Genomic DNA, 24174 nt, shown 5'->3' with positions numbered 1-24174 from the left:
GAACGGACGTCAGCAGGTCGACGGCGCGAACTCGCCGTAGGTGGTGCCGTCCTCTCGCCACCACTTCGACGCCCGGAGTTCGCCGACCACGGCGTCGAACGCGTCGACGAGCCACTCCCGGTCCGCGGAGGCGAGCAGCACGTCGGCACTGCCGAAGAACCTCACCGTCCACGTTCCGGGACCGCCGTCGGCCGTCGTGGCGAGATCCCCGCCGGCGTTGGTGGCGAGCAGGTACCGGCCCAGCTCGAACTCGACGCGGATGGCGTACGTGCCGCCCAGGTTGACGATGTTGGCAGGACGCTGCGTCGCCGTGGCCATCGCCACGAGGGCATCCGCGTACCGTTCGGTGTGCTCACGAGTCAGCGGCATGGCGGGACCGCCCGTCGCCGCCTCGGCAGAGCGAAGCCCAGGTCATCCGCACGCGCGACACCGACCCCTCGAACGATGCTGCGCAACTGATCGATTCGCGCGCTTATCGGACTTTTCCCAACGCTCTCACCTTCTCACGGACAACCTACGCGGTGTACCTGCTCTCCCACTCCGTTAGACGTTCCGAAACGACCGAACCGAACACCGGCCGACTGTGATCTGCCACACATTTCCGGCGGCGGGTGGCGCTGCCTGCGGTTTGACGGTCGGTGCGTCCGATCGGGGTAAAGTCGGCGTGCCTCACTCCCGCGACGGCTTCGACGGGAGGAGTGTATTCAGTGACCGAACAGGCCATGGACGGGCCGACGGCGCCCGACCATGTCTTGGGCCAGGACGGCCACCCCGACGGAACCTTCGCCGGATTCGTCGAGCGCTACGGCCTCGAGCTGCGCAGATACTGCCGGCCGCTCGCGCCGGACGACGACGCCGCCGAGGACATCGTCCAGGAGACCTTCATCGCCGCCTGGAATCAGCTGTCCTCGTTCCGCGGCGACGCGTCGATCCGGACCTGGCTGTTCGCGATCTGCACCCGCAAGGTCCTCGACCTGCACCGCCGGCGTCGACCCCACGTCGTCGACGACGAAATCCTCCACACGATCCCCGATCAGCGCAGGCACGAACCGGCGACGGTGGTGTCGAGCAACGCGTTCCTCAACGCCCTCGACGGCGCATTGCGGCAACTCCCGCTGCGACAGCGAGCATCATGGGTGATGAGAGAAGTGGAATCGATGACGTTTCCTGAGATCGGCAAGGTGCTGGGCTTGAGCCCGGACGCGGCCCGCGGTCAACATCGGCGCGCGGCGGCGACGCTGGCCGTTCTGCTGGAGGAGTGGCGATGATTCCGTGGCACGGGCGGCGCACAGAAGGAGGCCTACACCATGGTGCACATTGACCCACTGACGGACGGGCGAACACCGGACGACACGAGGAACAGAACGAACAGCACGAAGACGGACGGAACGAAGGCGGGCACGCGGCCGAGTGCCGCCGACGTCGTCGCTGTCGCGGAACAGTCCGACCTGTCCCCCACCGCACTCGCATCCCTGCTCGTGTCGCTCGGCGAGAGCATCACCGACGAGGACGATCTGGCGAACGTCCTGCAGCGGGTGACGGAGGTTGCGCACCAGGTGATCGACAACGCCGATTGCACCGGTGTGACGGTCGACTTCGGTGGACGCACCTACACCGCCGCCTACACCGACGGGCGCACCCTGCGGGTGGATCACGAGCAGTACGCCGCCGGCGAAGGGCCGTGCCTGCAGGCGTCGCGGACCCGAGAGACGGTCCTGGTGGACCTCGACGAGGCGACCGATCGTTGGCCGGCGTTCACGGAATCAGCTCGGGCGGAGGGGATTCGCAGCTTTCTGGCCGCTCCCCTGTTCGTCGACGACCACACGCTGGGCGCGCTCAACCTCTACGGCCGTGGACCGTCGGCCTTCGACGAGGTGGACGCCGACGTCCTCGAACTGCTCACCGGCACCGTGTCCCGGGCGATCGGCGAGTTCGCGCGCTTCAAGTCCGCGCGCGACGCCGCTGACGCGCTGCAACGCGCGCTGGAGACCCGGGCACCGATCGAGCAGGCGAAGGGCATGCTGATGGCCCTCCACCGGATCGACGCGCACCAGGCCTTCCAATTGCTGCGCAAGCAGTCGCAGACGACCAACACACGCTTGCGTGACGTCGCCCTGAATCTCGTCGAACAACTCAGCGCGCCAGAGGACTTCGCCGTCGACGAGACCGCCTCGTGACGCGGACAGGCGCCGCGGACGCGGTGATCGCCGCGCTGGCGGACGTCGCCGACCCCGACGACGCCCGACAGCTCGCCCGGTTCTTCAAGACGGGTCCGGGCGAGTACGGCGAGGGCGACGTCTTCATCGGTGTCCGGGTGCCCGCGAACCGTGCCGTGGCCAAGCGGTTCACGTCGTTGTCGGCCGACGGTGTCGACGCGCTGCTCGACAGCCCCGTCCACGAACACCGGCTCGCCGGCTTGCTGATCCTCGTCGAACAGTTCGCCGCGGTCAGCCGGCCACGGGGTCGCGACGACGGCGCCCGTGAGCGCATTGCCGACCACTACCTCGCGACCGTCCTGCGGGGGCGGGTGAACAACTGGGACCTGGTGGACCAGTCGGCCCACCCCATCCTCGGCGACTGGCTGTACGACCGGCCCCGGGACGTCGTGTTCGAGCTCGGCGCCGACGACGACCTGTGGCGGCGCCGGGTCGCGCTGGTCACGACGTTCGGCTTCATCCGGCGCGGCGACGCGTCCACGACGCTCGATCTGGCGGCGCAGGTCCTGAGCGACCGGCGCGACCTCACGCAGAAGGCGACCGGTTGGATGCTGCGCGAGGTCGGCAAACGGGTGGACCGGGCGCTGCTGCTCGGTTTCCTCGACCGGCACGCCCCGCAGATGGGCGCCACCGCGCTCGGTTACGCCACCGAACACCTCGACCCGGACACCCGCGCGCACTACCGGCTACTCCGCGGTAACCACGCCCGGAGCAAATAGCCGCCGTTCATCGACCGTCGGGCACCATCCACCGCACGGACGCGCGGCGGACGGTCCGCTGCGCGGGCGATCTCCCGGCCGTCCAATAGGGTGTTGTGTGCATCACAGCTGCACACTCACGCGTGCGTCCCCGACGCAGTGTCAGGACCCGAGAGGACACGAATCGATGAGCACCGCCGAGCACGCATCCGGCGCCTACGCCGAGGCCTTCCGTCGGAGCGTGGAGGACCCCGACGGCTACTGGCTCGCGGCCGCCGAGGCCGTCGAGTGGGACACGGCGCCGACACGCGCCCTGGACGACTCGAACGCCCCGATGTACCGCTGGTTCCCGGACGCCACGCTCAACACGTGCTTCAACGCGCTCGACCGGCACGTGCGCGACGGCCGCGGTGATCAGGCGGCACTGATCTGGGACTCGGCGATGGTCCCGGCGCAGCGGACGTACACGTACGCCGAGCTGCTCGCGGAGGTGGCCCGATTCGCGGGCGTGCTGTCCGAGCAGGGCGTCGTGGCCGGCGACCGCGTCGTGATCTACATGCCGATGATCCCCGAGGCCGCGATCGCGATGCTCGCGTGCGCCCGGATCGGTGCCGTGCACTCGGTGGTGTTCGGCGGCTTCGCCGCCAAGGAGCTCGCGACCCGCATCGACGACGCACAGCCCGTCGTCCTGGTCACCGCGTCCGGGGGCCTCGAGCCGGGCCGCACCATCGAGTACCTGCCGATGGTCGACCAGGCGCTGGACATGTCGGCGCACCCGCCGCACACCGTGATCGTGAAGAACCGCGAGGCCGTGCCCGGGTCCGCAGGCGACTTCCGCGACCGGGGCGCCGCGTGGTTCGACTGGGACGAGCTGGCCGCCGACGCGAAGGACGCCGCCCCCGTCTCGGTGGCCGCGACCGACCCCCTGTACATCCTCTACACGTCGGGCACCACCGGGAAGCCGAAGGGTGTGGTCCGCGACAACGGTGGCCACGCCGTGGCGTTGACCTGGTCGATGCGCGACATCTACGACCTCGGCCCCGGCCAGGTCATGTGGACCGCGTCGGACGTCGGCTGGGTCGTCGGCCACTCCTACATCGTGTACGCGCCGTTGCTGGCGGGCGCGACCACCGTGATGTACGAGGGCAAGCCGGTGGGCACCCCCGACGCCGGTGCGTTCTGGCGAGTGATCCAGGAGCACAACGTCTCCGCGTTGTTCACCGCACCCACCGCGATCCGCGCGATCCGCAAGGCAGACCCGGAGGCCGCCGAACTCGCCAAGTACGACATCTCGTCGATGACGACGCTGTTCGCCGCCGGCGAGCGCCTCGATCCCGACACCTACGTGTGGGCCACCGAGAAGCTCGGCGTCCCGGTGATCGACCACTGGTGGCAGACCGAGACGGGCTGGGCGATCTGTGCGAATCTGCGTGGGCTGGAACCGATGCCGATCAAGGCCGGCTCCCCCACCGTCCCCGTGCCCGGTTACCGCGTCGGCATCGTCGACGGCGAGGGTTCTCCGGTCGGGGCGGGCACGGAGGGCAACATCGTGATCGCGCTGCCGCTGCCGCCCGGCACCCTGGCGGGGCTGTGGCGCGACGAGGATCGCTACACGAAGTCGTATCTGTCGACGTTCGACGGCTACTACCTCACCGGCGACTCCGGCTACATCGACGAGGACGGCTACGTGTTCGTACTCGGACGCAGCGACGACGTCATCAACGTTGCCGGACACCGCCTTTCGACCGGCAGCATGGAGGCGGTCGTCGCGTCGCATCCCGCGGTCGCCGAGTGCGCGGTGATCGGCATCCACGACGAACTCAAGGGCCAGCGCCCTAGCGGCTACGTGGTCCTCAAGGCCGGCGCGGAGATCGAGGACGACGTTCTGCGCAAGGAACTTATCGCGATGGTCCGGGAACAGATCGGCGCGGTCGCCACGTTCCGCGACGTCACCGTCGTGCAGGCCCTTCCGAAGACGCGATCGGGCAAGATCCTGCGCAAGACGATGCGGCAGATCGCGGACAACGACGAGTACACCGTGCCGTCGACCATCGAGGACCCGTCCGTCATCGACGCACTCGAGAAACTGCTGCGCGGATAGCGTGGCGCCCTGCCGAAAGGCCCCTCCCCACTGCGGGGCGGGGCCTTTCTTTTCGGATAAATCGGATATTCAGCACCAATTAGTACCAAACGACAATTTGGCCTAAATATCCAAAAGAGCAGGTCAGGACCACATAGAGGTTGACCATCACGGTTCGATCACGGTATGTTTACGAACAGGATCCAAGCGATCATCGGATTCGACACCATCAATTCGCACTCGCCCGAGGGGGAGAATTGTCCGTAGTCGCCACGCCATCCGTCCACGCTCTTCTGCGCGATCTCGTCGCGAACTGCACGCGCAGCCATTTCCTGGACGATCCGGAGGGACTCGAACTCTCGAACCAGGCCGCCCTCATGCGTGAGGTCGTCGTCACCGTGCAGGCCTGTCTGGCCCCCGACCTGGACGCCACGCGAGCGGCCGAGCGCCGGGACGCGGCGAGCGACCCCCACTGGTCCGACAGCCCCGGCCTGCGCCTGATCGCCGCCATCGCGCAGTACGAGGAGATTCTGTCCACCCTGCTGGACGCGGCCACGCTCATCGAATCGGGGCGCATGAGCACCGCCTGGACGCTCCTCGGATCGACGGCGGACCGCCTCCGGGTCCTCGCAGCCCTCGCATCGGCCGCCGGCGACGACGTCGCCCGGCAGCTGGCCGCCACGTCGGCACACGCCCGCGCGCGATTCACCGCTGCGGCCGCGACCGACGGCGTCGACCTCGGCCTGCCCGCGCCGTTCGAATCGGCGACGAACGTGGTGACCGCGCCCGCCCCCCTCGCACCGGGAGAGCCGCCGCGGGCGATCGCCCGGGTGATCGAACTCGCCACGCTGGGCGCCGCGACCAGCCGGGACGGCGGACCGCTCGACACGACTTCGCTGCACGGTTCGCCACACCACACCGACTACGCACATCTCGCAACCGTCGGCGGCTACCAGTTCCACCTCGTACTCGACATCGTCCGCGCCGCAACCGATTCCCTCTGCAGCGTCGCCGGCGCCCTCACCGCCGAGCAGGTCTGGGCGGACTGGGCCGACGACGTCCGCGAGGCGATCGAATTCGCGTGGGACTGCATCTAGGACGCGTCCGCGTCAGCCTCCGATGCGCACCGGCCCCCGGTCGACCAGGACGCAGCGGGCGCCCGAGAAGATCGTCGGCATGCACTTGTTGCAGTGGATGCACAGCGACTTGGTGCGGGACTCGGCCTGGATCCGGTTGATCAGGTCGGGTTCGCGCAGCAGCGCGCGGGCCATCGCGACGAACTCGAACCCCTCGTCCATCGCCGTGTCCATGCCTGCCTTGTCGGTGACGCCGCCGAGCAGCACCAGCGGCATCTTCACGGCAGCGCGGATCTGCCGGGCCTCCTCGAGCATGAACAGCGGCTCGTAGGGGTAGGTCTTGATGAACGCCTTGCCCACCAACTGCACGCCGAGCTTGACCGGCTGCGGCATCGCGTTGGCGAAGTCGCGGACCGGGGCGTCGCCCTTGAACAGGTACATCGGGTTGAGCAGCGAACTGCCCATGGTCAACTCGAGTGCATCGAGGCTGCCGTCAGCCTCGAGCCACTGCGCCACCTGGATCGCCTCGTCCACCCAGAACCCGCCGGGCACACCGTCGTCCATGTTGAGTTTGGCGAGCACAGCGATGCGGTCGCCGACGGCCTCGCGGACGGCGCGGGCCGTCTCACGCACGATCCGCGCTCGATTCTCGAGCGATCCGCCGTAGTTGTCCTTGCGCTTGTTCAGCTTGGGGCTGAGGAACGAACTGGCGAAGTAGTTGTGGCCGAAGTGGATCTCCACGGCGTCGAAGCCGCCCTCGATCGCGAATCTCGCGGCGTCGGCGTGCGCCTGCGTGATCCGCGCGATGTCGGCGGAGGTCGCGGCGTGGATCCTCTTCATGCTCAGCGGGCTGAACGACGTCGACGGCGCCAGCGCCGGCAGCCCGTTCGACTTCTCGTTCGCGACGGGACCGGCGTGCCCGATCTGCGCCGACGCCGCCGCACCCTCGGCATGGATCGCGTCGGTGAGCTCGCGAAGGCCCGGCACCACCTCGGGTCGCATCCACAGCTGACCGCGTTCGGTGCGCCCCTCGGGTTGCACGGCGCAGTACGCGACCGTGGTCATGCCTACACCACCCGCCGCGGGCCGGCGGTGGAACTCGATGAGCTCGTTCGTGACCAGCGCCTGCGGGGTGCGCCCCTCGAACGTCGCGGACTTGATGATCCGATTGCGCAGCGTGATCGGGCCGAGCTTGGCCGGCGCGAACACGTCGGGGGCAGTGATCTGGGACACCGCGAATCCTTCCGTCGGGAGCGGCCCGAGGCTATACCGATGCCAGCGGTCTCGAAAGTGGGGGTGTCCACTGGGTGGGACGTTTCGGACCGGTGCTCAACGGCAGACCGTCTCCACGAGGCCGTAGATCTCGCGGGACTGCTCTCCCGTCGGCATCCGGCCCTCTTGCTCGGCCCGATCGACGATCCGCGAGCTCACCGCGTCCGGGTCGACGCGCCTGCCGAGATCGTCGCACGACTGCGTGGCGATCCCGGCGATTTCGGCATCATTGCGGTCGACGGCCAACTCGGGGTACCGGGCCCGGAAGGTCGCGACGAAAGCGGCCCCCTGCGCGGGGTCGTAGGTCCCGAGTGTGGGCCGGGTGTGATCGTGGTGGTCCGTGTCCGACGGCATCACATCGGTGGTCGCAGCCGGTCCCCGGGGACCCGTGTCGACCGGGTGGTCGTGGACGTCACCGCAGGCCCCGGCGAACACGAGGGTCCCGATCGCAATCGCGATCCCCCCGAACGCCACTCTGGTCATGCCTTCGGATTCCCCGACAGCGAGGTTCCGAAACCCGCTCAGCCGGCCACGCTTCGCACCGCGATGCCCAGATACACGAGCATCAGGACGAACAGGAACCATCCCGCCGCCTGCCAGATCGGCCATGTCCCGGCGCGGCGCCACACACGATAGGCCTGCACGAACGCTCCGATCCCACCGAGCAACAGCAGAGCCGACGGCACCACGACCACCACGATGCGCGCGGTGTCGGTACACAGTCGGCCCTCGTCGGGGGCGCAGTCACCGGCCCCCGACCCCACCACGATCGTGACGACCATCGCGATCAACGCGAGCACGATCGTCGCGCCGTCGTACAGCGCCGCCCGGCGAAATGTCTGCGGGTCCGACCACCGCTTCTCCACGTCGCGCGTCATGAGCCTCCCTCGTATCGTCCGATCACGAGGCGCCTACCCGGACGGGCGCGCCCCGAAACCGATCGCCGCGAAAGCGAGGGTTGTCCGCGGCCTGTCAGCCCAGCGCGCCGTACCGGGCCAGCGCCTCGCGCCGCTCCTCGGCGTGGTCGACAATCGGGTCCGGGTACGCCTCCGGCCGAGCGTCTTTCAGGATGTGCACCGCCTTGCCGCGCACCCCGCGCAGTTCCGGCACCCAACGCCGCACGTAATCTCCCGTGGGGTCGAACTTCTCACCCTGCCCGGTCGGGTTGAACACCCGGAAGTACGGCGAGGCGTCGGTACCCGACCCGGCGGTCCACTGCCAGCCGTGCTGGTTCGACGCCAGATCGCCGTCGACCAGATGCTGCATGAAGAACCGCGCACCGCGCCACCACGGCAGGTGCAGGTCCTTCACGAGGAACGACGCGACGATCATCCGCACGCGGTTGTGCATCCACCCCTCGGACACCAGCTGCCGCATCCCGGCGTCGACGATCGGAAAGCCGGTGCGCCCCTCGCACCACGCCGCGAACATCGCGTCGGCGTCGCGGCCGGTGTCGTGACGCATGGCGTCGAACTTGGCGTCGTAGTTGCGGCGCGCACTGTCGGGACGCTGGAACAGGATGTCGGCGTAGAAGTCTCGCCACGCCACCTGCCGACGATACTGTTCGGCGCCGTGGCTGCGCTTGCGGGCCAGGTCGGCGAGCATCGTGCGCGGATGGATGTTCCCGAACTTGAGGTACACCGACATTCGACTGGTGGTGTCGAGGTCCGGGCGGTCACGCTCGGCGTCGTACCGGATCAGGTCGTCGTCACAGAAGGCGCTCCAGCGTTCCAGCGCCGCCGCCTCCCCCGCCGCCGGGCCCGGAGCCTCGGGGGCCGGAATTGCGTTGCGCGCCTTCGAGACATCGACGTCGTCCGGGTCGATCCAGTCGAGTGTGTCCGCACCCGTACTCGCCGGCGCGCGCCAGCCGTGGTCGAGCCAGCGCTTGAACCACGGCGTGAACACCTTGTAGGGGCTGCCGTCGTCCTTCGTCACCCGGCCGGGCGCGACCGCGTACGGAGAACCGGTCGTCACCAGGTCCACGTGCTCCGCGACGGCCGCGTCGCGCTCGCGCCCGTACGGACCGTAGTCGGCACTCACGTGCACTTCCTGCGCGCCAATCGCTTTCGCGACCAAAGGCACCACCTCGACCGGATCACCTCGCACCACCAGCAGTCGTCCGTCCAACTGCTCGTCGAGCGCGGACAAGCTGCGGTACAGGAAGTCCCGTCGCGGACCGCCCGACGGGCCGAGCAACCGGTCGTCGAGCACGAACAGCCCCAGTGCCCGCTCCCCGGCGGCGCTCAGCGTCGGCAGGTCGCCCACCCGCAGGTCGCGGCGGAACCAGACGAGCGATTGCGTCACGGCGTCCTCCTGATCGGTCGTGTGCCCGGCACACACGACCACGGTAGTTCAGGCGTCGTCTGCACCGCCCGGCACCGCTTCACGCGACGCGGTGCGGCGCCGGCGCAGCATTCGTCCGGCAACTCCTACGAAGAGAAGCACCACCAGCACCAGCAGCACACCGGCGTCGGACACCCGATTCGCCCAGTCCCCATCACGGCGCTCTCGAGTTCCCCCAGTTCGATCATGCTCCGGCACCGGCAATCAACAGGTCGGTCGTCAGTTCGATGTGCCGCCGCAGCTCGTCCACCGCGCGGTCCGCGTCCCGATCAACGGCCGCCGTGGCGATGCGGTCGTGCTCCGCCTCGACGTCCCGGGCCGCGGATTCGGGGCTGCGCACGCTCCAGCAGCGGTACACCTCCGAGACGTCGCGCAGCGATTCGGCGATGTGCACGAGCCGGGTGTTGGGACACGCCTGCAACAGCGCACCGTGAAAGCCGCTGTGCGCCGCGAGCCACGCCTCCGAGACTCGACCAAAGGTGTCCAGCGACGCCGTCCGCGACAGCCGGTGCCGCGCCGCGAGCACCGCAGACTCCCATTCGACGTCGCCGTGCGCGATCGACCGGCGCAGCGCCTCGGTCTCGACGAACACGCGAGTGTCGGTCAGTTCCAGCAGGTCCGGCACCGACACCGGGACGACACGGAACCCCAGTTGCGCCTCCGACACCGCGAGCCCCTGCTCGACCAGCCTCGGCAGTACCTCGCGCAGCACCCCGGTGCTGACGTCGTAGCGGGCCTGCAGCTGCCCGAAGGCGAGCTTCTCCCCCGGCGCGAGGACGCCACCGAGGATGTCGGCACGCAGCCGCGCGTGGATCTCGTCGGCGCGGGTCGCGGTCGCTCTGGCCATGCCGTCAGTACAGGCTGTTCCGAATCGCGAGTCAAGTTTCGAAATTATTTTGCTTTTCCGATATTTCTCGGGTCTACTGGGCCCCACTTCCGCCAGCACTCACCGACAGACAGGAACGCCGTCATGCGCGTGGCCAATCTCTCCGGACGCACCGTCCTGATCGACGGCGACCGAGCCCTCGACGTCCACACCGCGAGCTCCGGCCGCTTCGGCCCCGACCCAGCGGCGGTCTACGCGGACTGGCCGGCCTTCGCCGAGTGGGCGCGGACACTCACCGGCACGGACGGGGAACCGTTCGATCGCCGCGAACTCGGCGCCCCGTCTCCCGCGCCCAGCCAGGTGTTCGCGATCGGCCTCAACTACCGCGACCACGCGGCCGAGACCGGACTGGACGCACCCGACGCACCGCCGACGTTCACCAAGTTCGCGAGCTGCCTCACCGGCCCCGAGACCGACCTGGTGCTGCCCACCGACACCGTCGACTGGGAAGTGGAGCTGGTGGCGGTCATCGGCCGGGAGGCCACCGACGTCCCAGCCGCCGACGCATGGTCGTACGTCGCGGGACTGACCGTCGGACAGGACTTCTCGGAGCGGACGTCGCAGATGGCCGGGCCGGCGCCGCAGTTCTCGCTGGCCAAGTCGTTTCCCGGCTTCGGCGCGACCGGGCCGTGGCTGGTGACGCCCGACGAGTTCGCCGACCGGGACGACCTCACGATCGCGTGCGAGATCGACGGCGAGACGGTGCAGTCCGGCCGCACCGGACAGATGATGTTCCCCGTCGCCGACCTGATCGCCCACCTGTCGGCGGTGTGCACGTTGCGCCCGGGCGACCTGATCTTCACCGGCACCCCGGCCGGCGTCGGGGTCGGCCGCAGCCCGCAGCGGTTCCTGGTTCCCGGCAACGTCGTGACCAGCAGCATCGAGGGCATCGGATCGCTGGTCCAGCGCTGCGTGGCCGGAGCGAAGTAGGCGATTCACCGGAACCTCGGCGGGACCGCGACTTAGTGAACAGCATTCACAATGAACTAGCATCACCGCCGTGTCCGACAACTCCGACCACCACGACGCCCGCGACGCGCTCGGCCGCGCGTACGTCCTCGTGGAGAACCTGTCGGCGTCGCTGCAGTCGGGCACCCGCGATGTCGGACTGACCACTGCGCGGACCCGTGCGCTGCTGTGCGTCCTCGAGAATCCGCCGATGACGCAGCGCGACCTCGCGAAGGCGCTGCGGTGCAGCACCCGCCAGGTCACCGCGCTGGTCGATGCGCTCGAGAAGTCCGGACACCTGCGCCGGGATCCGCATCCCACCGATCGGCGCGCCCACATCGTCGCGCTCACCGAGCGCGGCCACCACGACGCCGACCGGGTCCGGCACCTGCGGGCCAGTACCGCGCAGCAGCTGTTCGACGGCGTCGATCCGCACGATCTCGACGCCTTCGTCCGGGTCGCCGACACCGTCATCGCACGCGCCGACCGCGTCCGCCCCCGGCCGGAGGAGTGACGAAGATGAGGGGAAATGCCGCAGTCGGCGGGCACAATGCTCAGGTGACCGCCACCGTACTGGTCGTGGACGACGACCCGGACGTGCTCGCCTCGCTCGAGCGTGGGCTCCGCCTGTCCGGCTTCACGGTCCTCACCGCGTCGGACGGGGCGGTCGCGTTGAAGGTGGTCGCGGAGGCGGCGCCCGACGCCGTCGTGCTCGACATGAACATGCCTGTCCTCGACGGGACCGGCGTGGTCACCGCGCTGCGCAGGGCGGGCAACGAGGTCCCGATCTGCGTGCTCAGTGCCCGCAGTTCGGTCGACGATCGCATCGCCGGGCTCGAGTCCGGCGCGGACGACTATCTCGTCAAACCGTTCGTGCTCGCCGAACTGGTCGCCCGGATCCGCGCGATGCTGCGCCGCCGCTCGGTCGCCGTCGCGGCGACGGACACCGATCCCCCGATCGTCGTCGGCCCGCTGTCAGTGGATCTCGCGGGCCGCCGTGTCTGGCTCGGCGACACCGAGATCACCCTCACCAAGAGGGAATTCGAGCTCACGGAGGTGCTGGCCCGCAACGCCGGGGTGGTGCTGAGCCGCGAACGACTGCTCGATCTGGTGTGGGGCTACGACTTCGTCGCCGACACCAACGTGGTGGACGTGTTCGTCGGCTACCTGCGCCGCAAGTTCGAGATCGACGGCACCCCACGGCTCGTGCACACCGTGCGCGGCGTGGGCTTCGTGTTACGGGAACCGACATGAGACCGCAGTCGCTGCGGGCACGCGTCGCCGCCGCCACCGCACTGGGCGCGACGATCGTCGTCGCCGCGGTCGGCGTGTACCTGGCCCTCGCGATCGCCCGCAACAATCTGCAGCAGCTCGATCGGCGGCTCGAGACCGCGTCGCGGGTGCTCGTCGTCAATGCCGGTGCCGCAGCCCCGTTCCTGAACGTCCTCGGTGACGGCGGGGCGTTCGCGGTGACGATCCGGGCGGGCGAGAAGGTCGTTTCGAGCACGTCCAGCCGGCTGCCCGAGCTCGATCCCGGATCGCACACCGTCGACGTCGCCGGGACCCCGTTCCGCACCTTCACCGCCCCGCTGGGTCCCGACTCCACGACCCTCCTGACGGTGGCGGTCCCGCTCGCCGAAGCGAAGGATCCCACCACCGACCAGCAGCAGCAGGTCGCACTGGTGGGTGTGGGCGCGATCGTCGCCGCCACCGGGCTCGGCTGGCTCTTCGGTGGCCGCGCCGTCCGCCCGCTGGTCGAACTCACCCAGCGCGTCGGCCGCCGCGACCGCGACCTCGCCACCGCGGCGTCCGGGGTCCGCGAGGCCGACGAGCTCGCCGCCGCGGCCGGCGCCATGCTGCAGGACGTCTCCGACGCGCAGGAACGCACCGCGGCCGCGCTCGACACCGCCCGCGACTTCGCGGCCGCATCCGCGCACGAACTACGGACCCCGCTCACCGCCATGCGCACCGACCTCGAGGTACTCACCACCCTCGACCTGTCCGACGAACAGCGCGCCGAGATCCTCGCCGACCTCGCGCGGACACAGGGCCGGCTCGAGGCCACGCTCACCGCGCTGGAACGGCTCGCGTCGGGCGAGCTGTCCAGCGAGAAGGACCACGTCGACCTCGACCTGACGGAACTGTGCGACCTCGCCGCCGAGGACGCGCAGCGTCTGCGTCCGGATCTCACGGTCACCGTCGACGCGCCACCCGGGCTGGTCGTGCGTGGCCTGCCGGTGGGACTGCGGCTGTCGATCGACAACGCGATCAGCAACGCCGTCCGGCACGGCGGCGCACGGCACGTGTCGATCGGTGCGCACCGCAACGACGACGGCACCGTCACGGTCACCGTCGACGACGACGGCACCGGCATCCCGCACGAGGAGAGGGTCGAGGTGTTCGAGCGCTTCCGGCGCGGCAGCAGCGCCGCCAAGGGCGGCTCGGGGCTCGGGCTGGCGCTCGTGGCGCAGCAGGCCGGTCTGCACGGCGGCACGGCACACCTCGCGGACAGCCCCCTCGGCGGCGCGCGACTGGTGGTGACCCTTGAAAGTTGACGGACGCGAAATCCCGGTCAGCGGCAGCCTGCTGCCGCCACTGATCCGACGCACCAGCGACATCCTGCGGGTCGTCTTCGCGCTGGTCCTGCTCGGCGCCGTGATCGCCGGCTCGGTGATCACTCGCAGCGAGTGGGACGCCCTCGAGACGTCGGTGTCCGACATCGTCGGCATCCTCTCGCCGGGGGTGTCCGACACGGTCTACCTGCTGTACGGCGTCGCGATCCTGGCGCTGCCGTTCGCGATCCTGATCCAGCTGATCGTGGGCCGCCGCTGGAAGCTGCTCGCCGGCTACGCGGCCGCGGGACTCATCGCGGGAGTGGCGCTCTCGTTCACCGGGTCCGGGCTGGCGGCCCCGCGCTGGCACCTCGACGTCTCGGACCGGCTCAACACCTTCCTGTCGCAGTTCCTCGACGACCCCCGCTGGATCGCCATGCTCGCCGCCGTCCTGACCGTCTCGGGGCCGTGGCTGCCCAAACGCTGGCGGCGCGTGTGGTGGGCGCTGCTGCTGTTGTTCGCACCGATCCATCTGATCGTCAGCTCGATCGTCCCGGCCCGCTCGATGCTCGGCCTGGCCGTGGGCTACCTCGTCGGCGCGATCATCGTGCTCGTCGTGGGCACCCCCGCGCTGGAGGTCCCGCTCGAGTCGGCGGTCGAGGCGCTGCAGCGTCTGGGACACCGGGTGACCGCGTTCCGCGTCATCACCACCGCCGGCAGCGGGCCGCTGATCCTCGGCGCGTCCCGCGACGGCGAACCCGAGATGATCGTCGAACTGTACGGGCAGAACCAGCGCAGCAGCGGAGCGATCCGGCAGGTGTCGAAGTGGCTGACGCTGCGCAGCAGCGAGAGCGCCCCCGCGCACGCGTCGCTGGCGCGGGCCGTCGAGCACCGGGCACTCATGGGGATCGCCGTGGCCGATCTGGGACTCGCGGCGTCGAAGCCGATGGCCGTCACCGCCCTCGACCGCGGGTGGCAGCTCTATGCCCGGCCGCTCTCCCACGGCGCCCCGGTCGCGACGCTCCGGACCGACAACCCCCACCCTCGCGACACCCTGCTCGAGATGCTGTGGGCCTCGCTCGGCGAACTGCACGCCCGCCAGATCACGCACGGCGACCTGCGCGCGTCCGAGATCCGGATCGACGACGGCCAGGCCATGTTCGACGGCTTCACGTACGCCGAACTGGGGTCGTCGGAGGCACAGATACAGTCCGACACCGCGCAACTGCTCCTGACGACCGCGACGCTGTTCGGGGTGGAGCCGGCCGTCCGTGCCGCGCTCGCCGCGCGCGGCCGCGACCGGATCCTCGCCGCGTCGGGCCGGCTCACGAAGTCCGCGATGCCGTCACGGCTGCGCAAGCAGGCGCCCGACTCGTCCGCGCTGCTCGGCGCGATCCGGGACGAGGTGAGCAACCAGACCGACATCGAGAAGATCGCCCCAGAACAGGTCACCCGCTTCACCCGGAACCAGATCATCCAGCTGGTGCTGCTGATCGGCCTGGTCTACGTGGCCTACCCGTTCATCAGCCAGGTACCGACGTTCCTCACGGAACTGAAGACCGCGAACTGGTGGTGGGCACTGGCCGGACTGGTCGTCTCGGCCCTCACCTACGTCGGCGCCGCGGCCGCCCTGTGGGCGTGCGCCTCCGAGCTGGTGCGCTACCGGCACCTGCTGATCATGCAGATCGCCAACACGTTCGCCGCCACCACCACCCCGGCCGGCGTCGGTGGCCTCGCGTTGAGCGTGCGGTTCCTGCAGAAGGGCGGCCTCGGCACCGTCCGGGCGACGGCCGCGGTGGCCCTGCAACAGACCGTGCAGGTGGTCACCCACGTGGCGCTGCTGATCTTCTTCAGCGTCGCCGCCGGGCGGGACGCCGATCTGTCGCACTTCGTCCCCAAGGGCACGACGCTCTACCTCATCGCGGGCATCGCGTTGGGTGCGATCGGCACCTTCACGTTCATCCCCAAGGCGCGGCGCTGGCTGCGCAACGAGGTCCGGCCACAGCTGACGGAGGTGCTCGGATCCCTGACGCAGCTGGCCCGCAATCCGGGCCGCTTCATGCTGATCGTCCTCGGCAGCGCGGGCACCACCCTCGGGGCAGCACTGGCATTGTGGGCCAGCGTCGAGGCGTTCGGCGGCGGCACCACGTTCGTCACGGTCACGATCGTCACGATGATCGGCGGCACCCTGGCGTCGGCCGCGCCCACCCCCGGCGGTGTGGGCGCGGTGGAGGCCGCCCTCATCGGTGGCCTGACCGCCTTCGGGCTGCCCGTGGGCATCGCGGTACCGTCAGTGCTGCTGTACCGCGTCCTGACCTGCTGGCTGCCGGTGTTCTGCGGCTGGCCGACATTGCGCTGGTTGCAGAAAAACGACATGGTCTGACGGTTTGTGACCGATAATTCTGGAACGCCGGAAGAATTTTGCGGCAACCAGTAGCAAATCGAGACGTAGTCCCGATAGCGAAAGTGATATACACCTGTTCAGAACCGCGGAGCTGATCCTTGCTCCCGGCCGACCACCGAAGCGGAGAAAGCATGCGCGTAACCCAGAAGTCCCGCCGGCTCAAAGCACTGATCGGCGCCACGACTGCGGCGGTCGCCGCACTGCCCGTCTTCGTCGGAGCCGGGGTCGCCTCCGCCTCGACGCCCGGCGCGACCGACGCCGCCAACGTCCAGGCTTCGGCCCGCGCGAACGGTGGCACCAAGCTCGTGTCGGCCACGTCGACCGGCTCCAACAAGCTCCGCCTGGTGGTCCGCTCCGAGTCGATGAACCGCGACATCCCGCTCGACGTCATCCGCCCGGCCGACACCTCCAAGGCCGCCCCCACGCTGTACCTGCTCAACGGCGCAGGCGGCGGCGAGGACTCGGCGTCGTGGCAGAAGCAGGCCGACATCGGCACCTTCTTCCAGGGCAAGCAGGTCAACGTGGTCACCCCGATGCAGGGCGCGTTCACCTACTACACCGACTGGCAGAAGGCCGACGACGCCCTGCACGGTGTCAACAAGTGGGAGACGTTCCTGACGCAGGAACTGCCGCCGGTCATCGACTCCGCGCTCGGCACCACCAAGGTCAACAGCCTTGCCGGCATCTCGACGTCGGGCACCTCGGTGTTCAACCTCGCGCTCAAGGATCCGCAGCTGTACAAGGCGGTCGGCGCCTACAGCGGTTGCGCGGACACCGTGACTCCGATGGGCCAGACCTACATCCAGATCGTCATCGCGGCCCGCGGCAGCGCCGAGGTCGAGAACATGTGGGGCCCGGTCGGCAGCCCCGACTGGCAGGCCCACGACCCGATCTACAACATCGGCAAGCTCAAGGGCGGCCCGAAGCTGTACGTCGCCAACGCGTCCGGCCTGCCGGGCCCGCACGACACCCTCGAAAGCCAGGGCATCAACGGTAACGTCTCGACGCTGGCCAACCAGATCATCGTCGGCGGCATCATCGAGGCGGCCACCAACGAGTGCACCCACCGTCTGTTCGACGCCGTCAACTTCAACGGCATGGGCGACCAGGCGCACTTCGACTTCAAGCCGGCCGGCACCCACTCGTGGGGCTACTGGCGTGACGACCTGAACAACTCGTGGCCGATGCTGGCCGACGCCATGGGCACTCCCCGGTAGTCGTTCGGCAGTAGTCGCACCACACCGAGCAGAGGGCGCCCCGACTTCGGTCGGGGCGCCTTTCTCGTCGCCGGTGCGGCGCTCCTGACCGGACTGCGGAGACGACTCGGGCCCCGCACCGGTGAACGGTGTGGGGCCCGAGTTCTGTTGCTCTACAGGACTACTGGGTGCCCAGCAGGTCGATGACGAACACCAGCGTCTTGCCCGACAGCTGATGGCCGCCACCGGCGGGACCGTATGCGAGCTCCGGAGGAACCGTGAGCTTGCGGCGGCCGCCGACCTTCATGCCGGGGATGCCTTCCTGCCAGCCCGGGATCAACCGGTTGAGAGGGAAGGCGACCGACTCGCCACGCAGGAACGACGAGTCGAACACCTCGTTGGAGTCGTACTCGACACCGTGGTAGTGCACGTCCACGACACCGCCCGGCTGAGCCTCCGCGCCGTCGCCGATCGTGATGTCCTCGATCACCAGCTCGGCCGGCGCCGGGCCCTCGGCGGGCTCGATGACCGGCGGCTTCGGCGGCACGACGACGTCGAGCAGGTCGATGACGAACACGAGGGTCTTGCCGGACAGCTGGTGACCGCTGCCTGCCGGACCGTACGCAAGCTCCGGCGGGATGGTCAGCTGACGCCGGCCGCCCACCTTCATGCCCGGGATGCCTTCCTGCCAGCCTGCGATGAGGCCCTGGAGCGGGAAGGTGATGGACTCGCCGCGGCCCCACGAGGAGTCGAACTCCTCGCCGGAGTCGAACTCGACGCCGACATAGTGGACCTCGACCTTCGCGCCGGGGGTGGCCTCGGGGCCGTCACCGACGACGATGTCCTTGATGACGAGTTCGGTGGGCGCGGGGCCTTCCTGGAACTCGATCTCGGGCTTGGTGCTCATGATGGTGTCCGATCAGTAGTAGTCGGGCAGAAACAGATCAGCGTGCGGACAGGTCCACGTAGCCGCGCTGCGTGTAGCCGGTGTAGATCTGACGCGGACGGCCGATCTTGGTGGCCGGATCCTCGTGCATCTCACGCCAGTGCGCGATCCAGCCGGGCAGGCGGCCGAGCGCGAACAGGACCGTGAACATGCGCGTCGGGAAGCCCATCGCGCGATAGATCAGGCCCGTGTAGAAGTCCACGTTCGGGTACAGCTTGCGCTCGATGAAGTACTCGTCGGTGAGCGCGGTCTCCTCGAGCGCCATGGCGATCTCGAGCATCTTGTCGTCGCCGCCGAGCTTGCCGAGCACCGAGTGCGCGGTCTGCTTGACGAGTGCGGCGCGCGGGTCGTAGTTGCGGTAGACGCGGTGACCGAAGCCCATGAGCTTCACGCCGTCTTCCTTGTTCTTGACCTTGCGGACGAACTCCTTGACGTCGCCACCGTTCGCGGTGATGTCGTCGAGCATCTCTAGCACGGCCTGGTTGGCGCCGCCGTGCAGCGGGCCCCACAGCGCGTTGATGCCGGCGGAGACCGACGTGAACAGGTTCGCGTCCGACGAGCCGACCATGCGGACCGTCGACGTCGAGCAGTTCTGCTCGTGGTCGGCGTGCAGGATCAGCAGCATGTCGAGGGCCTTGGCGACCTCGGGGTCCACCTCGTACGGCTCGGCGGGGAAGCCGAACGTCATGCGGAGGAAGTTCTCGACCAGGCTCAGCGAGTTGTCCGGGTAGAGGAACGGCTGACCGACCGACTTCTTGTACGCGTACGCCGCGATCGTGGGCAGCTTCGCGAGAAGGCGGATCGTGGACAGCTCGACCTGCTCCGGATCGTCCGGATCCAGGGCGTCCTGGTAGTACGCGGACAGCGCGTTGACGGCGCTCGACAGCACGGGCATCGGGTGCGCGTTGCGCGGGAAGCCGTCGAAGAACCGCTTGAGGTCCTCGTGCAGGAGGGTGTGGCGACGGATCTTGTCGGTGAACACCTCGAGCTGGTTTTCGGTGGGCAGCTCGCCGTAGATCAGCAGGTAGCTGACCTCGATGAACGTGGAGCGCTGTGCGAGCTCCTCGATCGGGTACCCGCGGTAGCGCAGGATGCCCTTGTCGCCGTCGATGTAGGTGATTGCGGAACTGGTGGACGCGGTGTTCACGAAGCCCGGGTCGAGCGTCGTGTAACCCGTGTCGGCAAGGAGCTTGCCCAGCTCGATGCCGTCGTTGCCTTCAGTCGCCTTGGCGATGGACATCGTGTGCTCGCCACCGGGGTAGCTGAGTGTGGGTTTGTTGTCATTCTCAGCGGGCACGGAAGGATCCCTCTCAAACTCAGACCAGTGAGTAACTTCGTAACATTCAAGTAGAAACTAGCCGCCCGCGAGCTCCACTGCCCACGGAGGGTCCGCCCCGGGCCGCGAAACGGTGATCGCCGCCGCGCGCGCCGCGAATTCCAGGGCGTCACGCCATTGTCCCCCGTCGAGCCGCGATACCGAATTCCGACCGAGGAGTTCCCGCCGGTCGAGCCGGTGCAGGAGCGCCGCCTGAACCGTGTCACCTGCACCGATCGTGTCGACGACGGCCACCGGCCGTCCCGGCACGCGCACCGTCAGGGACCGCGTCCGCACGCTCAGTCCGTCCGCCCCGTGCGTCGTGACGACGGCGGACACTCCGCGATCGAGCCACTGCTCCGGTGTGGTGCCGTCCACTCCGTGTCCCAACCACTGGACGTCGTCGTCGGAGACCTTCACTACATCGACCCACGGAAGCAGGTCGCCGAAACGGCGGCGGTAGTCGTCGGGAAAGACGGCCGGGCGGATGTTGGGGTCGAGGACCGTGAGCCGTCCCTCGTCGTGGCAGCGGCGGAGCAGGTCCGCGTAGACGCCGGCGCCCGGTTCGAGCACCAGCGAGAGCGTCCCGAACGACGCCGCGACCACCGTGTCCGGGAGGTGGCCGGGATCGGTGACGAGCCGGTCGGCGGTGCCGTCGGCATAGAAGGTGTAGCGGGCGCCGCCGTCGGACCCGATGCCCGCGACCGCGAGCGTGGTGGGCTCGGGCCCGCGCTGGACGGTTCGGGTGTCGACGTCCGACGCGGTGAGCGCCGCGAGCACCCGGTCGCCGAACGCGTCGGTCGAGACCCGCGAACAGAACGCCGTCCGGCTACCGAGACGTCCGAGCGCGACGGCCACATTGAACGGCCCACCGCCCAGGCGCGCGTCGAAGGACTCGCCGCCGGTCGGGACGAGGTCGACGAGCGCCTCGCCGCACACCACGATTCGCGGATCAGACATGTTCGGGTCGTCCCGTCCGGCCCACGCGGTACCGCATGAACGCCGGGAAGGCCAGGATCGAGGCGACGACGCCGACCACCACCAGGATTCCGCCGCCGGCCGACGCGACAGCGGTGCCGAACGCGAACGCCGCGGCGCCGTGCAGGACGTCGCCGATCCGCGGCCCGCCGGCCACGACGACGGTGAAGACACCCTGCAGGCGTCCGCGCATGTCGTCGGTGGCCACCTGCTGGAGCATCGTGCTGCGCAGTGCCGCGGAGACCATGTCGACGGCACCGCCGAACGCGAGGAACGCGAGTGCCAGCCACAGTAGGAAGGCCGGGCTGTCCGGGCCCGCGATCCCGATGACCACACCGAACCCGACCATCGCCAGACCCCACAGGACGATGCAGATCACGACGGCCCGGCCCTGGAAGCGGATCCGGGGCAGCCACCCGGAGAAGACGCCACCCAGCACGGCACCCGCCGACATCGCGGCGAACAACAGCCCCAGCGCGACGCCGCCGTCGAGTGGATCCCCGAACGACTCGTGAGCGATCTCCGGGAACAGTGCCCGGGGCATCCCGAAGACCATCGCGACGATGTCGACGACGAACGACGCCAGCAGCACCTTCTGGGTGGCGAGATACGTGAAGCCCTCTCCCACCACGCGCAGTCCGGCGCGGCGCGCCGGACCGGTCGGCGGCAGCGCCGGCAGTTTGATCACCGCCCACAGCGTCGCGAGCAGCGCGATCGAGTCCAGCAGATACACCGTCGACAATCCGGCCACCGGTATGAGGACGCCGGCGAGCAGCGGACCGGCGATGGCACCGAACTGCATCACCGTCATGTTGAGGGAGTTCGCCGCCGGCAGATCCTTCAGGGGCAGCAGTCGCGGAATGATCGCGCTGCGGGTCGGCGAGTTCACCGCGAAGAACACCTGCTGCAACGAGAACAGACACAGCAGTAACCACACGTTGTTCACGTTCGCGGCGGCCTGCAGCCACAGCAACACCGACGTGCCGATCAGACCGAGCGTGGTGATGACGATCAGTTTGCGGCGATCCATGACGTCGGCGAGGGCTCCGCCCCACAGGCCGAACACGACCAGCGGCACCAGCCCGAAGATGCCGGCGAGACCGACGTAGGCCGAGTTCTGGGTGATCGCGAAGATCTGCAGCGGCACGGCCACGACGGTGAGCTGTCCGCCGATGACGGTGACGATGCCGCTCGTCCACAACCGCCGGTAGTCGGGATTGCGGAGCGGAGTGACGTCGGCGAGCAGTCCCCTCACGGCTGCAGACGCTCGACGGTCCAGGCGCCGTCGACCAGACGGGTGCGGATGCGGTTGTGCATGCGGTTGGGTCGGCCCTGCCAGAACTCGACCGACTCGGGGCGGATCCGGAACCCACCCCAGTGCGCGGGCACCGGGATGTCACCGTCGACGCCGAAACGCCTGCCGGCGTCCACGAGTCGGCTCTCGAGGTCAGCGCGGGTATCGATCGGGCGGGACTGGTCCGACGCCCACGCCCCCAACCGGGAGCCGCGCGGACGGCTGTTCCAGTACTCGGACGTCGTGCTCTCGCTGGTTTTCACCACGGGACCGCGGACGGTGAGCTGGTGTGCGAGCGGAATCCACGCGAACGTCACCGACGCGTACGGCGTCGCGGCCAGCTGACGGCCCTTGTCGGAGTCGTAGTTGGTGAAGAACTGCACACCGTCCTCGTCGAACCCCTTGCACAGCACCGTCCGAGTGCACGGGTGCCCGTCGGCGTCGACGGTGCCGAGCACCATCGCGTTCGGTTCCGGCAGTCCCGCCTCGACTGCCTCCTCGACCCACCGGCGCGCCAACGCGACCCATCCGTCGTCGAGCCAGGACGGCTCGAGATCGGGTTCGACGACGGGCCGCTGCGGCCCGATTTCGCCGTAGCTGACCCTCATCGTGGAGAGATCGGAATTCCGGGAACCCCGGCGGCGGGAATCTGACGACACAGCCGTTGACGCTACCCCTGGGTAGGCGCTGGCCAGGTGACCGGTGACACCGGCTAGAGTTTGGTTAGCACCAGGCCCGACGGAGTATCTCGAACCCCCATGTTGCAGTAGTCGAAGGCTGAGGCAGGCAGTGCAGCTCGCACGGGCGGCACTCGGATGAGGAGAGTCCAGGAGCAATGGCACCCAGCGCTGTAGTACCCGAGGATTTCGTCAGCGGCCTCGAAGGCGTCGTCGCGTTCACCACCGACATCGCCGAGCCCGACAAGGACGGCGGCGCGCTGCGCTACCGCGGTGTCGACATCGAGGATCTCGTCGGCCGCCGCGTCACGTTCGGCAACGTGTGGGCGCTGCTGGTCGACGGCGAGTTCGGCCGGGGTCTGCCCCCGGCGGAGCCGTTCCCTCTGCCGATCCACACCGGCGACGTCCGCGTCGACGTGCAGGCCGGCCTCGCGATGCTCGCCCCGATCTGGGGCTACCAGCCGCTGCTCGACATCGACGACGAGACCGCCCGCGAGAATCTCGCGCGGGCCTCGGTGATGGCGCTCTCGTACGTCGCGCAGTCCGCGCGCGGCATCTACCAGCCGGCCGTGCCGCAGAAGCTCATCGACGAATGCCCCACCGTCACCGCGCGTTTCATGACGCGGTGGAAGGGCGACCCGGATCCGGCGCACATCGAGGCCATCGACGCGTACTGGGTGTCGGCCGCCGAGCACGGCATGAACGCCTCCACTTTCACCGCGCGCGTCATCGCCTCCACCGGCGCCGACGTGGCGGCATCGCTGTCCGGGGCGATCGGCGCGATGTCCGGCCCGCTGCACGGCGGCGCCCCCGCTCGCGTGCTGCCGATGATCGAGGAGACCGAGCGCACCGGCGACGCCCGCGCCCTGGTCAAGGGGATCCTCGATCGCAAGGAGAAGCTGATGGGCTTCGGCCACCGGGTGTACCGGGCCGAGGACCCGCGCGCCCGGGTGCTGCGTGAGACCGCCAAGCGTCTGAACGCACCCCGCTTCGAGGTGGCCGCGGCACTCGAGCAGGCCGCGCTCGCCGAGCTGCGGGAGCGTCGCCCCGATCGCGCGATCGAGACGAACGTCGAGTTCTGGGCGGCGGTGATCCTCGACTTCGCCGAGGTTCCCGCGCACATGATGCCCGCCATGTTCACGTGCGGCCGTACCGCCGGCTGGTGCGCGCACATCATGGAGCAGAAGCGTCTGGGCAAGCTGGTCCGCCCCGCCGCCATCTACACCGGCCCCGAGCCCCGCACCCCCGACTCGGTCGCGGGCTGGGACCAGATTTCGCACAGCTAGAAACAGC

24 protein-coding genes and 1 pseudogene are annotated in these 24174 nt (G+C 69.2%); 12 read left to right on the top strand and 13 right to left on the bottom strand.

The features are described 5' to 3' along the window. Positions 1 to 9 precede the first annotated feature (9 nt). Positions 10 to 369 (bottom strand): hypothetical protein, encoded by a 360-nt coding sequence (locus tag C7H75_RS05925; RefSeq protein ID WP_013415067.1) that lies wholly within the window; start codon positions 367 to 369, stop codon positions 10 to 12. 338 nt (positions 370 to 707) lie between these two features. Between C7H75_RS05925 and C7H75_RS05920 the strand changes: the two genes are divergently transcribed. The 5 genes from C7H75_RS05920 (at position 708) to C7H75_RS05900 (ending at position 6091) form a co-directional block, all read left to right on the top strand. Further along, positions 708 to 1268 (top strand): RNA polymerase sigma factor, encoded by a 561-nt coding sequence (locus C7H75_RS05920; RefSeq protein WP_013415066.1) that lies wholly within the window; start codon positions 708 to 710, stop codon positions 1266 to 1268. A gap of 39 nt (positions 1269 to 1307) precedes the next feature. Continuing rightward, positions 1308 to 2177 carry a GAF and ANTAR domain-containing protein gene (locus C7H75_RS05915; RefSeq protein ID WP_005515045.1) on the top strand — a complete coding sequence of 290 codons (870 nt, stop codon included), beginning with the start codon at positions 1308 to 1310 and terminating at the stop codon, positions 2175 to 2177. Next, positions 2174 to 2935, top strand: coding sequence for a DNA alkylation repair protein (locus C7H75_RS05910; RefSeq protein WP_106851088.1), 762 nt, complete (start codon positions 2174 to 2176; stop codon positions 2933 to 2935). The genes C7H75_RS05915 and C7H75_RS05910 overlap by 4 nt, the downstream gene beginning before the upstream one ends. Positions 2936 to 3101: 166 nt before the next feature. After that, positions 3102 to 5015 carry a propionyl-CoA synthetase gene (locus tag C7H75_RS05905; RefSeq protein WP_064057952.1) on the top strand — a complete coding sequence of 638 codons (1914 nt, stop codon included), beginning with the start codon at positions 3102 to 3104 and terminating at the stop codon, positions 5013 to 5015. 236 nt (positions 5016 to 5251) lie between these two features. Then, on the top strand, positions 5252 to 6091 hold the full coding sequence (locus tag C7H75_RS05900) for a hypothetical protein (protein WP_069856204.1): 840 nt from the start codon (positions 5252 to 5254) through the stop codon (positions 6089 to 6091). A gap of 12 nt (positions 6092 to 6103) precedes the next feature. On the opposite strand, the gene C7H75_RS05895 is transcribed toward C7H75_RS05900, so the two are convergent. The 6 genes from C7H75_RS05895 to C7H75_RS05875 all read right to left on the bottom strand — a co-directional run bounded on the left by C7H75_RS05895 (position 6104) and on the right by C7H75_RS05875 (position 10532). Continuing rightward, on the bottom strand, positions 6104 to 7303 hold the full coding sequence (locus C7H75_RS05895; RefSeq protein ID WP_005515049.1) for an NADH:flavin oxidoreductase: 1200 nt from the start codon (positions 7301 to 7303) through the stop codon (positions 6104 to 6106). A gap of 96 nt (positions 7304 to 7399) precedes the next feature. Then, the gene (locus tag C7H75_RS05890; protein WP_106851087.1) at positions 7400 to 7825 is read right to left on the bottom strand and encodes a hypothetical protein; all 426 of its coding nucleotides are present in this window, start codon (positions 7823 to 7825) and stop codon (positions 7400 to 7402) included. Between the two features lie 38 nt (positions 7826 to 7863). Continuing rightward, positions 7864 to 8220, bottom strand: a complete 357-nt coding sequence (locus C7H75_RS05885; RefSeq protein WP_005515051.1) for a hypothetical protein — start codon at positions 8218 to 8220, stop codon at positions 7864 to 7866. A 94-nt stretch (positions 8221 to 8314) separates the two neighbouring features. Further along, a complete protein-coding gene (locus tag C7H75_RS05880; protein ID WP_064058042.1) occupies positions 8315 to 9646 on the bottom strand; it encodes a cryptochrome/photolyase family protein in 1332 nt (443 codons plus the stop codon). 48 nt (positions 9647 to 9694) lie between these two features. Next, the gene (locus tag C7H75_RS26315) at positions 9695 to 9820 is read right to left on the bottom strand and encodes a hypothetical protein (protein ID WP_255221271.1); all 126 of its coding nucleotides are present in this window, start codon (positions 9818 to 9820) and stop codon (positions 9695 to 9697) included. 49 nt (positions 9821 to 9869) lie between these two features. Beyond that, complete coding sequence (locus C7H75_RS05875) at positions 9870 to 10532, bottom strand: GntR family transcriptional regulator (RefSeq protein WP_022594382.1); 663 nt, start codon at positions 10530 to 10532, stop codon at positions 9870 to 9872. Between the two features lie 123 nt (positions 10533 to 10655). Between C7H75_RS05875 and C7H75_RS05870 the strand changes: the two genes are divergently transcribed. The 6 genes from C7H75_RS05870 to C7H75_RS05845 all read left to right on the top strand — a co-directional run bounded on the left by C7H75_RS05870 (position 10656) and on the right by C7H75_RS05845 (position 17692). Then, positions 10656 to 11501, top strand: a complete 846-nt coding sequence (locus C7H75_RS05870) for a fumarylacetoacetate hydrolase family protein (protein ID WP_064077083.1) — start codon at positions 10656 to 10658, stop codon at positions 11499 to 11501. A 70-nt stretch (positions 11502 to 11571) separates the two neighbouring features. Then, positions 11572 to 12033 (top strand): MarR family winged helix-turn-helix transcriptional regulator, encoded by a 462-nt coding sequence (locus C7H75_RS05865; RefSeq protein WP_069856207.1) that lies wholly within the window; start codon positions 11572 to 11574, stop codon positions 12031 to 12033. Between the two features lie 5 nt (positions 12034 to 12038). After that, positions 12039 to 12773 carry a response regulator transcription factor gene (locus tag C7H75_RS05860; protein WP_049799596.1) on the top strand — a complete coding sequence of 245 codons (735 nt, stop codon included), beginning with the start codon at positions 12039 to 12041 and terminating at the stop codon, positions 12771 to 12773. After that, positions 12770 to 14074, top strand: coding sequence for a sensor histidine kinase (locus C7H75_RS05855; protein WP_013415054.1), 1305 nt, complete (start codon positions 12770 to 12772; stop codon positions 14072 to 14074). The genes C7H75_RS05860 and C7H75_RS05855 overlap by 4 nt, the downstream gene beginning before the upstream one ends. Next, positions 14064 to 16454 carry a lysylphosphatidylglycerol synthase transmembrane domain-containing protein gene (locus C7H75_RS05850; RefSeq protein ID WP_005515061.1) on the top strand — a complete coding sequence of 797 codons (2391 nt, stop codon included), beginning with the start codon at positions 14064 to 14066 and terminating at the stop codon, positions 16452 to 16454. Before C7H75_RS05855 ends, C7H75_RS05850 begins: the two co-directional genes overlap by 11 nt. Positions 16455 to 16606: 152 nt before the next feature. Continuing rightward, positions 16607 to 17692 (top strand): alpha/beta hydrolase, encoded by a 1086-nt coding sequence (locus tag C7H75_RS05845; protein ID WP_064057949.1) that lies wholly within the window; start codon positions 16607 to 16609, stop codon positions 17690 to 17692. A gap of 160 nt (positions 17693 to 17852) precedes the next feature. Here the strand turns inward: C7H75_RS05845 and C7H75_RS26175 are convergent, their stop codons facing one another. From C7H75_RS26175 to pdxH, 6 genes and pseudogenes are all read right to left on the bottom strand, one after another. After that, positions 17853 to 18218, bottom strand: a complete 366-nt coding sequence (locus tag C7H75_RS26175) for an FKBP-type peptidyl-prolyl cis-trans isomerase (protein ID WP_269149624.1) — start codon at positions 18216 to 18218, stop codon at positions 17853 to 17855. Between the two features lie 9 nt (positions 18219 to 18227). Then, a pseudogene (locus C7H75_RS26170) lies at positions 18228 to 18578 on the bottom strand (FKBP-type peptidyl-prolyl cis-trans isomerase); the annotation flags it as partial. A gap of 37 nt (positions 18579 to 18615) precedes the next feature. Further along, positions 18616 to 19914 (bottom strand): citrate synthase, encoded by a 1299-nt coding sequence (locus C7H75_RS05835; RefSeq protein ID WP_005515064.1) that lies wholly within the window; start codon positions 19912 to 19914, stop codon positions 18616 to 18618. Between the two features lie 57 nt (positions 19915 to 19971). Beyond that, on the bottom strand, positions 19972 to 20892 hold the full coding sequence (locus C7H75_RS05830; RefSeq protein ID WP_106851086.1) for a carbohydrate kinase family protein: 921 nt from the start codon (positions 20890 to 20892) through the stop codon (positions 19972 to 19974). Continuing rightward, positions 20885 to 22165 (bottom strand): MFS transporter, encoded by a 1281-nt coding sequence (locus C7H75_RS05825; RefSeq protein WP_013415050.1) that lies wholly within the window; start codon positions 22163 to 22165, stop codon positions 20885 to 20887. The genes C7H75_RS05830 and C7H75_RS05825 overlap by 8 nt, the downstream gene beginning before the upstream one ends. Further along, positions 22162 to 22812 carry a pyridoxamine 5'-phosphate oxidase gene (gene pdxH, locus C7H75_RS05820; protein WP_106851085.1) on the bottom strand — a complete coding sequence of 217 codons (651 nt, stop codon included), beginning with the start codon at positions 22810 to 22812 and terminating at the stop codon, positions 22162 to 22164. Before pdxH ends, C7H75_RS05825 begins: the two co-directional genes overlap by 4 nt. 227 nt (positions 22813 to 23039) lie before the next feature. Here pdxH and C7H75_RS05815 point away from each other — a divergent pair, with 227 nt between their 5' ends. Beyond that, positions 23040 to 24167, top strand: coding sequence for a citrate synthase 2 (locus tag C7H75_RS05815; RefSeq protein ID WP_005515068.1), 1128 nt, complete (start codon positions 23040 to 23042; stop codon positions 24165 to 24167). Positions 24168 to 24174: the final 7 nt, after the last annotated feature.

Source organism: Rhodococcus (subgen. Prescottella) equi, assembly GCF_003013675.1.
In the GTDB taxonomy this organism is placed as follows: domain Bacteria; phylum Actinomycetota; class Actinomycetes; order Mycobacteriales; family Mycobacteriaceae; genus Prescottella; species Prescottella equi.
This window is presented reverse-complemented; position numbering and strand designations above follow the sequence as displayed.